General features: G+C 37.2%; 8 protein-coding genes and 4 pseudogenes. 4 read left to right on the forward strand and 8 right to left on the reverse strand.

The window, feature by feature from the left end; translation table 11 throughout:
- The first annotated feature begins 350 nt into the window (after positions 1-350).
- The gene (locus tag J7I90_RS03260) at positions 351-1736 is read left to right on the forward strand and encodes a cytochrome P450 (RefSeq protein WP_214768415.1); all 1386 of its coding nucleotides are present in this window, start codon (positions 351-353) and stop codon (positions 1734-1736) included.
- A gap of 225 nt (positions 1737-1961) precedes the next feature.
- Here the strand turns inward: J7I90_RS03260 and J7I90_RS03265 are convergent, their stop codons facing one another.
- On the reverse strand, positions 1962-2513 hold the full coding sequence (locus J7I90_RS03265) for a GNAT family N-acetyltransferase (protein ID WP_214768416.1): 552 nt from the start codon (positions 2511-2513) through the stop codon (positions 1962-1964).
- 234 nt (positions 2514-2747) lie between these two features.
- Positions 2748-3299, reverse strand: coding sequence for a hypothetical protein (locus J7I90_RS03270; protein WP_214768417.1), 552 nt, complete (start codon positions 3297-3299; stop codon positions 2748-2750).
- Positions 3300-3689: 390 nt separating this feature from the next.
- Here J7I90_RS03270 and J7I90_RS03275 point away from each other — a divergent pair, with 390 nt between their 5' ends.
- Positions 3690-4760 carry an SDR family oxidoreductase gene (locus J7I90_RS03275; RefSeq protein WP_214768418.1) on the forward strand — a complete coding sequence of 357 codons (1071 nt, stop codon included), beginning with the start codon at positions 3690-3692 and terminating at the stop codon, positions 4758-4760.
- Between the two features lie 34 nt (positions 4761-4794).
- On the opposite strand, the gene J7I90_RS03280 is transcribed toward J7I90_RS03275, so the two are convergent.
- Together J7I90_RS03280 and J7I90_RS03285 are read right to left on the reverse strand one after the other, a co-directional pair.
- Complete coding sequence (locus J7I90_RS03280; RefSeq protein WP_214768419.1) at positions 4795-5175, reverse strand: winged helix-turn-helix transcriptional regulator; 381 nt, start codon at positions 5173-5175, stop codon at positions 4795-4797.
- A 640-nt stretch (positions 5176-5815) separates the two neighbouring features.
- A pseudogene (locus J7I90_RS03285) lies at positions 5816-6213 on the reverse strand (heavy metal translocating P-type ATPase); the annotation flags it as partial.
- Between the two features lie 163 nt (positions 6214-6376).
- Here J7I90_RS03285 and J7I90_RS03290 point away from each other — a divergent pair.
- A pseudogene (locus J7I90_RS03290) lies at positions 6377-6791 on the forward strand (DDE-type integrase/transposase/recombinase); the annotation flags it as partial.
- 255 nt (positions 6792-7046) lie between these two features.
- On the opposite strand, the gene J7I90_RS03295 reads toward J7I90_RS03290, so the two are convergent.
- A complete protein-coding gene (locus tag J7I90_RS03295) occupies positions 7047-8237 on the reverse strand; it encodes a M20 metallopeptidase family protein (RefSeq protein WP_214768420.1) in 1191 nt (396 codons plus the stop codon).
- 210 nt (positions 8238-8447) lie between these two features.
- The gene (locus tag J7I90_RS03300; protein WP_214768421.1) at positions 8448-9704 is read right to left on the reverse strand and encodes an MFS transporter; all 1257 of its coding nucleotides are present in this window, start codon (positions 9702-9704) and stop codon (positions 8448-8450) included.
- Positions 9705-9927: 223 nt separating this feature from the next.
- On the opposite strand from J7I90_RS03300, the gene J7I90_RS03305 reads away from it, so the two are divergent.
- Entirely contained in the window at positions 9928-12036 is a 2109-nt protein-coding gene (locus J7I90_RS03305) for a helix-turn-helix domain-containing protein (RefSeq protein ID WP_214768422.1), read from the forward strand.
- A 355-nt stretch (positions 12037-12391) separates the two neighbouring features.
- Here the strand turns inward: J7I90_RS03305 and J7I90_RS27175 are convergent.
- Both J7I90_RS27175 and J7I90_RS03310 read right to left on the reverse strand, forming a co-directional pair.
- A pseudogene (locus tag J7I90_RS27175) lies at positions 12392-12552 on the reverse strand (IS6 family transposase); the annotation flags it as partial.
- A gap of 157 nt (positions 12553-12709) precedes the next feature.
- Positions 12710-13315, reverse strand: a pseudogene (locus J7I90_RS03310) (IS110 family transposase); the annotation flags it as partial.
- Positions 13316-13373 lie beyond the last annotated feature (58 nt).

A 13373-nucleotide genomic window follows, 5' to 3' on the forward strand; every position in this document is an offset into this window, starting at 1 on the left:
AAGTCTATTTTCATGGTAGTTGCATAAGAAATGGAGCTGTTTCCAACCCCATTTTTGTTAGTTCAACAAGATAATAACTTTTGTAAGGTAGTTCCATACATACCTGCTTTCATTAGTAAAAGAAAGTGACAACCAGGGATGGGTGCCTTTACAATTTCATAAACACTTTGATTTCGTTTATTAATAGTATTCCTTTATACACACTTATAATTTCATTAAAATTGATTAACTATCTTTTTAAAAATATATTGTATTTGTTAGTCGTCTTATTAACAACTTGTCCAAACCAATCAATACTTTCCTCATAGAATGAATACATGTAATTATACCGAAATGGAGGAAACAAACCAATGAGTGACACAAATTTTTCAAATGATTCTCCTGGCCCAAAAGGAAAGTTAATTACTGGCCATTCAAAGGAGTTTATTTCAGATACACTTGGTTTTCTTACCCGTTTAGCAAAAGAATATGGAGAAGTTGCTAAAATTCGTTTTGGACCTTTCCATAATGTTTACCTTATTTCAAATTCAGATTTAATTAAGCAGGTACTTGTAACAAAACAAAAATCCTTCTTGAAATCAAAGGACTTCTCTGCTTTAAAACCAGTACTCGGAGAAGGCCTTCTTACAAGTGAAAAAGAAATTCACATGCGCCAAAGAAGGCTTATTCAACCCTCTTTCAAAAAGTCTCATATTAGCAATTATGGTCAGGATATGATTGATATAACAATGGACTATATTTCCACTTGGAAAAACAGAGAAGAAAGGATTATTACGGAGGATATGATGAGCCTTGCACTGGGTATTATCAGCAAGACCATGTTCAGCATGAACCTCAAAGAAGGATATGGCATGCTCGGGGAACCTATAGAAGCCTTCATGAGAATTGCCGTTAAAAGAATGCGAACACTTCAAATGCCACTATGGGTTCCAACTAAAAACAACCGTGAATATAAAATTGCGAAACAGAGACTTGATAAGGTGATTTATAGCTTTATTGAAAAACGTAGAACAGAGGCAGAGAGACATGAGGATATGCTTGGGATTCTAATGGATGCTCGAGATGATGAGGATGGCTTAGCTATGACAGACAAGCAGTTACGTGATGAGTTAATGACCATTTTCCTTGCCGGTCACGAAACAACAGCAAATGTGCTTTCCTGGACCTTATACTTGCTTTCCCAACACCCTGATGTGGAAACTAAACTTTTCAATGAAATAGATAGCGTAATCGGCAACCGTAATCTAACAACTGGCGATTTTATGAAATTAACATTCACACAAAATGTTATCTATGAATCAATGCGCATATACCCGCCTGCCTATATCATACAACGGGAAGTGGCGGAGGATGTGGTAATTGGAGGGTATCTTTTTAAAAAAGGCGATATGATCCTGTTGAGTCAGTATGTGATGCACCACAAGCCTGAGTATTTTGATAATCCAGATTCCTTTAAACCTGAGCGATTTGAAAACAACTTTATGAAAACCCTACCTCCGTTCGCTTACTTTCCATTTGGCGGAGGTCCGAGAGTTTGTATCGGTAATCATTTTGCAGTGATGGAAGCTGTGCTTGTCCTAGCATGCATTGCTCAACGATATCGGATAAGGCTGGCGCCTGACCATCATGAAGTAAAGCCACTTCCGTCTATTACACTCAGACCGAAGCGTGGATTGCGCATGGTAGTCGAAGATAGAAATATAGGAGGTTTCCAACCAGAAGCTTCTGAAATTTAAATGAATATAAGTATTAATGAACAAAATTGTCACTCTACACCTAAGGTAGATCCTCCTTTAGTTCCATAAAAAAGGCTGCCTCACTCAACCTTCCTTATTGAAGTAAAGCACCCTTTAGTAAAATAAGTTCAGCCAGATATTTCTGGTTGAACCCATTAATTCACCGTCGGTCCACCATTGGCGAATAATTCAGCATATCTCCACCCGAAAAATAAGCAGTTTAAACTATAATTCTTCTGAGTTAATAAATCCATAATATACTAGATCTTCAAATCGATTTTCTTTCCTCACATGGTCAATTAATACCCCTTCTTTTTTCAAGCCTAATTTTTGCATCACTCTTCCTGAAGCTGAATTTGAATTAAAGTAACGGGCAAATACTTTATGGTATTGCTTTTCTTCAAATGCAAAATGTAATATAACTTGCGCTGCCTCTGTAGCATATCCATTTCCCCAAAATTTTTCACCAATCCAATAGGCTATTTCACCATTATTAAACTTTTGGTTGTTAGATAGCGCTATAGCCCCATATAATTCTCCACTTTCCTTATCTGTTATAGCAAATTCATATGATTTATTAGCATTAAAATTATCAAGATGATGCTCAATCCATGATAAAGCATCATCTAAAGAGTATGGATAAGGTAGGTACAATGTATTTTTATAAATATTATAATTATTACATAGTTTAGTAACAGCTACTGCATCAGATTTTTGAAACAGTCTTAATACTAGCCTTTTAGTGGTAATTGTTTTATTTAGATTATCATATATCATAAGCCCCCCCTAATCGATACTAATTCTTACATATATTTACTATAATCACACAAAAGTTCTTATTCAACTATCCTGCCCCGATAGTTCCATAAGAAAAAGCTGCCTTAAAGACAGCTCCAACCTTCAGCTAACGCACCCGTTAGTTCTATAAGAAAAGCGAAACCTCTTCCAGAATCGCTACCCTTTAGTTTAATAAGGAATGAAATTTAATCACCCTTACTTTTAACAATTTAATTATTCCATGTTTGAATCATCCAATCGAATTTCAGCTACTTTTCCATCTTCTACGAGCCAGAATTCAAGAGTCACATGTTGTTTTTGATCAACATAGCCAATGATATCTACTCCTTGTTCAGTTCGTTTATAGTAATGCGACCCATAAACAGAAAGAACATCCTGTTTAGTACTGCCAATTATTATTCCTTTAGCAGTCTGGAGATTGTTTTTCTTCACATATTCTTCGACTTCTCCTATGATTAAACGAACAATTTCCCCTTTCTCTTTTCCAGTGATGATTGAAGCCGTCTCTATTCCGTTTCTCCAATGATAATAATCATACAAATTGTTGTCTTCCCTGTTCAGGGGCACTCCATATCGTTCTAAAAAAGATGGACTATGAATGTTATCGTGGAGTCGTACCTTCCCGAAGGATTCGTTAGAAAGGTCCGTTGAATTTGTATGTTTAAAGTAAAAGCTTCGTCCCTCTGTAAAGAAAGAAATGGTTCGAAAGCTAATAAATCCTACTAAGATAATAGAAACAAGCAAAATAATATATTTGATTTTCATTTTTTCTCCTAATTTATGTATTGTCATTGGAAGTTTATATTTTACCGATTTTTTAAATTGTATTTGTAGAATTAAATGAAACTCATATAGCCTAGAGAAGATGCATCCTTCTTCAACTATCCTGCCCCGTTAGTTCCATAAGAAAAAGCTGTCTTAATGACAGCTCCGATCTTCAGCTAAAGCACCCGTTAGCGTAAGAACGAATAAGAGAAGTGATAGGATTATTTAAAAATTTAGTTTTTGACGTTTTAATACAAAATATTTTTCTTAAGAGCACTGCTGGATTACAAAAAAGTGCTTATAGTACTCCAAAGTGCGTACTTCTCAAGCGTGATTTCTTGATGCAAAATAACAGTGAACAAAGCATATTACAGAAGGAGCTGAAACACTATGAATAATGAATCTCTATCAACACGCAAAGTCGCCTTGGTCGTAGGCGCAAATGGTGTTATCGGACGCAACCTTATTGATCACCTCATTACTCTCCCTGACTGGGACGTAATCGGCGTATCGCGTCGAGGCGGAGAGTCTGTCGGCCGTGTCCGGTATGTGGCTGCGAATCTACTCAATATAGACGACACCCGCGAGAAGCTAAACAGTTTAACTGAGGTAACACACATCTTCTATGCCGCATATCAGGACCGTCCAACTTGGGCCGAACTTGTTCCTCCCAACCTCTCCATGCTAGTGAATACCGTAGAGGCGATAGAACCAATCGCGCCGGGTTTAAAACATGTCAGTTTGATGCAGGGATACAAGGTATACGGCGCACATCTCGGCCCATTCAAGACCCCTGCTCGTGAGACAGACGCTAACCATATGCCACCCGAGTTCAATATTGATCAGCAAGAATTCTTAGAACAAAGGCAAAAAGGAAAGGCTTGGACTTGGTCGGCGCTCCGTCCTTCTGTAGTCTGCGGTTTCTCGCTTGGAAATCCGATGAACCTCGCCATGGTTATTGCGATCTACGCCTCAATTTCGAAGGAGCTTGGACTTCCGCTACGGTTTCCGGGCAAACCAGGTGCCTATGACAGCCTCTTGGAGATGACAGATGCGGGGCTTCTCGCGAAGGCAACAGTATGGGCGGCGACTGAAGAGCGTTGTGCTAATCAGGCATTTAACATCACGAACGGCGATCTTTTCCGTTGGAATGAATTATGGCCGAAAATCGCTCACTACTTCGGCTTGGAGACGGCTCCTCCGCTGCAGATGTCACTGGACGTTGTCATGGCGGACAAAGAGCAACTTTGGAACAAAATGGTCAAGAACCATGGGCTTGCTCGGCATTCCTATCAAGACGTATCCTCCTGGCGATTCGGTGATTTCGTGTTCTCTTGGGATTACGATTTCTTCGCCGACGGAACTAAGGCCCGTCGCTTAGGTTTTCACGAATACGTCGATACCGAAGCGATGTTTATAAATATCTTCGACGACTTCCGCAAACGTAAAGTTATCCCATAAACAAAAAGCCGGCCTAGTATATCAGGTCGGCTTCTTATTTGTTATGTACGTCTTCAAGCTGTGGATTGGCTAGAACGGTAGCCCTTCCCCCGTACTTTCTCTCTAAATGCGAATCCCCCCACCTACACATCAGATGCAGCATCTCCTTTAGACTCCAGCCGTAGTCTGTTAACTCATATTCGACTTTTGGTGGAACCTGATTGTAAGAAATGCGCAAGATGACGTCTTCCTCTTCAAGCTCCCGAAGTTGCTGCGTTAACATTTTTTGAGTAATTGCGGGTATTAAGCTTTTCAATTCATTGTTGCGTTTCTTTCCAAATGTTAGATGAAAGAGAATTGCGGGTTTCCACTTTCCTCCAATCACCTCCAAAGTTGCCTCTACCGCAGTGTTGTAAATCTTATTAGGATCCTTCATTACACACCTTACCTCCCTTTTAAGAATATTCCGACACAGATCACTGGTATACATCATATGAATTGGAGCCATTAAATATCCGTTTTTGAACATTATAACTGCCAGCAAAATATTGCGCTATCCTGCCCCCGTTAATTGAATATTCTTACGATTGATCTCTTCTCTTATTCAAGAATATGGCCCAATTTTGAACAAAGGTCAAACAGCACTTTTTAACTCCCTCAGTTTGATACGAATATTTCTCGAATGCTCACTTATTCGCAGGATTTCATAACCCTTGTAATTAGTCTTACGGTAAATGAAATGAGTTCAAATCAGTTAGGCTTCGTGAAGGCATAGTTAAATAAAGGAGCCAGCTTCCACGCCATATTTTTCTATGTAATGTACATCTCCACGCCACTCCTGGAGGCTTTCCCTCCATGTCTCAACGGGTCAATTGCCCTCTCATTCCTTCGTCATGCCTATCCACGGGGTGGAAGGCCAGTTATGCTAACCTGATGGGTCACAGTGCCCTTCAAGGAACCTGTTACTTCGTAGATATTCTACGAATAAGACAACATTCAAAATTAAAGTTAACTATTTTAAAAGGATACATTTCATATAACTAATGTTTTCTGTTTCATGATTGATTTCATTTTCCTTCGAATAGTTTTAGTTTTCCAGCGTAAAAGATATCTCCTTGAATTGTTGCTTGAACGCCTTTTCCCACGATATTTTTGAATAACTTGCCATTTTTAGGCTGAATTCCTTTTTCCTTTGCATATCCAACAATCGCTTTGGCTATAGAAAATGCAATGGCAGTAATGGCACCTGCTTTTTCTAAGAACGTGCCACTTTTAATTAAGACTCCATTCTCCGCAAGCGTTCCCAATGGCTGATACGATCGCAACAGGCGTAGAAATTACCAAAGCACAAGGACAAGCTACAACTAATAGTTCGAATCCCTTATAAAACCAGTCTCCCCAAGTGCCGAATCCAAGAAGTGGAAGGCAGCACCTTAATTGCCAAAGCTAAAATAAATACGGCTCTGGTGCAAACCTCTAATATTGTCAAAATATAAACAAAAATATAAGTTAAATTACCACATTATAGTCTTACATTCCATAAAAATTTTGAATATTTCTTACTCGAAAAAAAACTGCTCGCATATTAGGTAATATTAATTTTGAGTTAGCTGTCCAAATCATTTTACACCAGAACCCTGTATCGCGCTGTGGATTCTGAAGGAAAAACAATTTACTTTTATTTAAGTAAATCAAGAGATACCAAAGCAGCCAAGCGCTTTTTTCAAAAAAGCCTTGGCTGTTTGTCATTCTACAACACCACGTGTCGTTAGGGTAAATAAAAATCCAGCGTATCCTTTAGCCATGAGCCAGTTAAAAGAGGAAAAGATGATGCCTGAAGGTGTTAAAATCAGACGAATTCGGTAACTTAACAATCTAGTGGAACAAGATCACATAAAGAAGCGAGTCCGTTCTATGCTAGGATTAAAAAAGTTTCGACAGCTAAACAAATCATCTGTGGAGTGGAGATGATGCAAAGGACAACTTCAACAAGGGGTGAAGTCTGTTCAAAGCGTTGAATTCATACATAAATTATTTCGAGCAGCCTCATAATTCATAGATGAAAAGGATATTGAGATTCTAACAGGTCATATTTGCACCGGAACCATCTGTTGGAAGTTCATTGGTTCCAATCAGCAATCCCAAAAAGATATTTTCTTTACTAAGTATTCATTTTCTAAAAAAACTATGTTATTAAGATACTGTATGTTAAATCAATAACACTATTTTTAAAAATCATTAAACCAGTAAAAATATCCTGAAAGTAGGGAAACTTACTAGAAGAAAAGTGATAAATTGTTTCTACCTTTATACTTGTACTTGATCAGGTTTTACTTTCCCATCAGTGAGATAATGAAATGCAGATGAAATAAACAACTTCCCAATTTGCAGAATAGATTTTTCTTCTACATCAAACATTGGATGATGATGCGGATACTCATGTCCCCCGCCAACATGGAAAAAAGTACCCGGCACTTTTTGTAAATAATAAGCAAAATCTTCACCACCCATTGCCTGTGGAATATGGATTACTTTTTCTTGGCCAAAAAGATTATTCGCGAGTTCCTCCACTCTTTTCGATTCTTCTGGATGGTTCCAAAGGGCAGGATAACCTCTACGATAATTATATTTTGAGGTTGCACCAGCCCCTTCACATGTTGTTTTAGTTATTTCTCCAATCGTTTTTTCTATTAAGTCTCTAACATCTTCATCAAATGTTCGAACTGTTCCAGTAATTTTTCCCGTTCCGGGAATAACATTAAATGTTTGCCCACTATTAAATGAACCGATAGTCAATACAGCTGGTTTTATTGGGTTCACACGGCGACTTACAATTTGTTGTAAGTTCAACACTAGCTGGCAGCCTGTTACAAGAGGGTCCACACTTAAATGCGGCATTGCCCCATGTGCGCCTTTTCCATAGATCTCAATTTCAAAAGAATCGTAAGCAGCCATCGAATAACCCTCACGTACACCTACGGATCCTGTTGGAAACGTGGCTGCTACATGAGCCCCATAAATGACATCCACCCCTTCCAGACAATCGTCTTCAATCATGAATTTCGCTCCTCCTGGAAGCTGCTCTTCAGCAAATTGATGGATAAATACAACATTTCCTTCGATTTTGTCCTTCACTTCACTTAATACTTTCGCTACTCCAAGCAAAGCAGCTGTATGAATATCATGTCCGCAAGCGTGCATGACGCCGGGAATTCGAGATTTATATTCTACTTCTTTTTCATCTTGAATTGGAAGAGCATCAAAATCTGCCCTTAATGCTACTGTCTTGCCCCGTTTGCCTCCTTTTAGAAACCCGACTACACCTCTACCACCTACACCTATTTTTACTTCTATTCCTAAAGTTGATAAAAAGGCAGCAATCTTTTTTGGTGTGTTTTCTTCCTTAAAGGATAGTTCAGGATACATATGTAAATCTCTTCTAAAGTTCACTAGGTCTGGATACAGTTCTTCCAATCTGTCAAATAAGTTTTCTAGCATGTTAAAAGCACCCCTTTATATCATAAAATTAATAAGACGGTTTTATAACTACCATTTTGAATGAAAAAGTATTATGTTTTAAAAAAAGCTGATTTATGAAATGGGCTGGATCGAAGCCATTTTCCCTTGCTTAAAATGCTATTCCAGCATATTTTTTCAATTTGCTAGGGGTATATTTCACTTTGCTTTAACCCTTTTCCTTAATAATAGTTATTGGACTGTTGCATTTCTATCTGGGTATTGTTTCGAATGATTATTGGTATTAAGCGTTAGTCCGACAAGTCCTGCAAAAATAGTTGATGCAATCAAGAACCAGAATGCCGCATCATAGGAACCATTGAAAGCACCGATTAAAAATCCAATAGCAAGAGGAGCTACAAACCCTGCAATCTGACCTCCAAAATTAATGGTTCCGATCGCCGTTCCAATTACTTCTGTTGGAAGCAATTTATGAGGGAGAGCAAAAACTGTCGCTAATACAAATGATTTAACGACACTTATCAAGATTGAAAAAGTAATGACAAGGGAAACTGTTGGAGCCTTAAACATAAAATAAAGAAAGACAGCCGTTAAGACGGAACTTGCAACTAAAAAAATTTTTTCACGCCCAGTTATCTTATCTAAAATCCAACCGCCCATAATAGTTGCAAATCCCCCAACAATGGCAGGCAATGCCAATAGCATACCTGATGACATCAAATCAATATTTCGTACTTTAACTAAATAAGTTGGCATCCAGGAAGCAAGTCCCCAGTTAACAATACCGATTCCAAACCAAATGACGATTAACTTCCATACTACTTGCATTTTTAATAAGTCTCTTACTGGTATTACTTTATTTTTAGAAATTTGCACTTTTTCCACTTTTGCTTCTTTTAATTCTTTTACTTCAGAGCGTGGGCGAATAAACAACCAAAATAGAACAGCAACGACAATCCCAAGTACACCGGTAATAAAAAACATGTTTCTCCAGCCATGTGCAACAATTAGTGGTGTCGCAAGAATCGGTGCCAGCGCCCCGCCAAAATAATTCGAAGACATAATCGATGACGATGCCCTTGCCCTTTGCTCCTTCGGAAACACTTCAGCAACTGTCTTTTGACTGGCAGCAGGATAGCCTCCTTCACCTAGTCCAAAAAGAAACCGGATCACGATTAAAGAAAGCATCGACCACGCAAATCCTGTTAAAATGGTGAATAAAGACCATAAGACGACCGACCAAATGAGCACTTTCCTAGAACCGAACTTATCTGCCAACCATCCGCCAGGAATTTGCATGAGTGCATATCCTGCGAAAAAAATGCTAAGGACAGTCCCGTAAGCTTCTGGGCCCAACTGAAACTCTTCACCAATTTGCACCATTGCAATGTTAATTGAAACTCGATCAAGATAAGAGACCATCCAACCAAGAAATAAAAGTGCAAGAATTATTATTTTGTTTTGTCCATTTCCCACTAACCGTTCCATTTTTGACCTCCCATTGCTTTTTAAATAATAGTAGCCTCTGGTTACAATCTAAGAAGAATCTATTTTGAAACGGTTGATTTGCGACAAAGTGCTAAATAAAAATTCGCAGCACAACTCACGTATTGAAATTTTATATTATTCAGAATATTATTACAATGTAGGTTTCTAACGTTTATATTTATGATATGTGTAAATTTTTACACAAAAGGAGGGAAGGAATAAATTGAATATATATGAAAAGATACTTGCCTTTTTCAATACTAAATATATAGACACTTCTTATCAGATTTGGATACGCAAACCACTAGAGGAGAATTTCAATTTAGCTTATAAACAGGGTAAAGAGGATATTGAAAAATTGCCATTAACTGAAATAGATTATGAGCAATCTAAGCTTTTGTATGAAGGGGGAGATACCTATCTGTCATTTTCCTATTTGGAAGATTATCAGGTGATCGTTTGTGTGTTAGATAAAGAGTGTTTTTTCAATGTTAATGAGCTCGACCATTTATATCTGCTTTTTTACTATTTTTTCACACATGAGATGTTCCAAGTAAGAGAGAACGAACTTGAAAAACTAATGGAAGGCATGCAATCTATTAGCTCATCTCTTGATCTGGATGAATTGCTGACAAAAATAGTCGGGAATGCTCTTGCAGTTATTACTGCTGTAGATGCAGGATATTTACAACTTTATGATGCTGAAATTGAACGGTTAGTTCCAAGTGCATCGGTTGGTTTTAACCAGCAGATTCAATATTTTAAAACAAAAATTGGTGAGGGAATTACTGGAAAAGTCTTTATGGATGGAAAAGCCAGAATTCTCAACTCTAATGAAGAAGTTATAAACGAAATGTTTGTTAACAATATGTCAAATGAAAATTTATTCTACATTTCTTCATCCGCGATAAGCTTGGATGTGAGAGCAATCATGTGTGTACCCGTTTCAATTGGGAGTAAGCGAATTGGAATAATGATTGTTCATCAATACGATACAAAAAGAAGATTGACAGAGCGTGACTTGAATTTACTACAAGGATTTGCGGATCAAGCAGCGGTCGCCATTGAAAATGCGCGCCTATACACAAAAGTGAGAATGAGTTTAGAAGAAGTTACTAAATTGAGTAATCAATTAAAGGAGAGAAATCAATTTCTTTTAAAAAGAAATGAAGTTCACGAAACGTTAACAAAGCTTTCACTGCAAAATGAGGGAGTACAAGCTATTATTATGGAATTAAATCGAATGTTAGATACCCAGATTGTTTTTGCTGATTTTTTAGGAAATGAGTTTTATTTCAATAAGCCAGATCAAATTCCTCCGTTAAGCATTGACGAAATATCAATTTTGTTCTTTGAACGTCAGTACCCTGTTTATATTGATGTATATGATCAACAAGCATACAGATATTTTATATACCCCATCATCAATAGAACCGTTTTCTTAGGTTGCTTGATCATTACTCTTCTTAAACCTCTTTCACATCTTGAGCGAATTACCATTGAGCAAGGAGGCTCAACCCTTGCATTAGAATTGGCAAAACAGCATACATTGACTGATGTGTATTACAAAAAGACACATGAATATTTTACCGAGTTATTAGAATATAAAGAGCCAGAACTACTTTTAACAAAAGGGAAAGAACTTGGTTTAAATATGAATTCTATCATGTTTGTCACCTTATTTAAAATAAGATCCTATCAAGATTTGCAAGTTTTAGAAGCTATTATTCATCGATTGGTCTCGATTATTAAACAACAAATGGCTAGAACCGAAAAGATCGTTTATGGCTTTCATAATAAAGTTACACTTCTAATTTCTTTATCAAGTGCAGATCATATTTCTTCAATTACTAAACTGCTTGATTCAATCATTAAAGAATGGAACAGAAAAGACGGACCGACATTGAGTGCCGGAATCGGTAATTCTTATTATGGTGTTGAAAATATCCGGAAAAGCTATGATGAAGCTGGTAAAGCTCTAACGTATTTAACAGAACAGAACAGGCCTGGTATGATAAGATATGGAGAAATTGGACTTAATCGCTTTTTCTTAAATCAAAAGCCCGAAGAAATAGAAAGGTTTTTGAACGAAATATTTTCACCATTATGGTCTCATAAAGCAAAGAAAAATGAATTAGAAAAAACATTGTTAGTCTATACAAATTCAAATCGTTCTGCAATACAGGCAGCCGAAAAATTACATATTCATATTAATACACTGTACCAACGTCTAAAAAAAATTGAAGAAGCCTTAAATCTAAGTTTCAATAACACTGAAGATATGTTGAAAATTGAGTTAGCCTGTCACTTGAAGAGAACTTTTAATGCATAGAGATGAATTTTTTTAAAAGTTTCCTTTTAAAGTCTAAGCTTAAAACAACGTTCAAAAGGTCGGTGTTTTTCAATATATACATTAAGGGGTCCTACCGATGGAATTACCCCATGCCCTTAAAATCATACCTCTTGGGGTTCCTGTATCAAGCTAAGTTAAAATTATACCGTCAAAAAGAAAAAACGCTATGCTAATCGTAAGAAGTTTACGAGAAAGGATGGTGTTTTTATAATGAATCCTATCATTTCAAATGAACTGAATCTTTTCGCACAAGATCTACAATACTTTTTATGGTTCTGGTGCAAAAACTACTCGCTACAGACCTAGAGTATCAATTCCTTTGAATGGCTCTAACTTATGAAGCTAATCCAAATAATTTATGGGTGAATTTTTTTTGGTTTTGCGCAGACTTTTCCCCTTGATGTACCTGCTTCATTTTAATCATTGCTTCGCTTCTATACCACTCAATATGTAAGTAGCTGTACGAAATGATTTTAACCCTAACATCGAACGAACTTATTTGTATGCCTTCTTTTAACTCTTGAATCGCTACGAGATAGGCTGGGCATTTTTCATACCAATCACACCTCTTTTTTAGAGTAATAGTATCAGTATGTCCAAGATTTATAGATTATTGGCAATTGTCTTGAAATTTTCGCACCAGAACCGAACTTCTTATGACGCATAGTACGGCAAGATACAGAGAATGACGTAATCTGCTCGAATACGATTAATGGTTGCCGTAAACTTACCCTATGAGTGAACACTTGGATCTACTCCAGCGAAGGCATCCAGTTTTTTCGGATGATTAAATCGACCGATTTCACCAAATTCAGAGATAATCGTGGCCGCGATTTTTTCTCCGATACCGGGAATCGATTGATGATCTTATATTCTTCCAGTTCATTTGCCAGGGCAACTGTACGGTCTGCCAAATTAGAAAGGTGTCCCTGGTAATCAAAAAGTAACTCCATATACATAAGAAGATTGATTACGTGACTTTCATACACTTTTTTTTGAAATGGATTTTGAGATGCGGAGTCCATTATTTTTTTTGCTTTTTCCATGCCCATTGACCCGATCGGCTTGGACAAAACTCTATAAGACTCTCTGCTAGCTTACTTTCCCCGGCTGTTAATACCGCCTCTGAAGTTGGATATTCATTTAATATCAATAAAGAAACCCTTGAATATAGATCCCCGAAAACCTTCCTGTATTCAGGAAACACCTGATCTAAAATGGTGTGAAACTGAAGTTTGGCTTCCACATACATATTCGTTCTTATTCAGTTCTTTTTTCCATGCCAAAAAACCTTCCAAAACTCTTTTGGAAGGGTT

Origin of the sequence: Bacillus sp. ISL-57, assembly GCF_018613135.1 — a bacterium.
Taxonomy (GTDB): Bacteria; Bacillota; Bacilli; order Bacillales; family DSM-1321; genus Peribacillus; species Peribacillus frigoritolerans.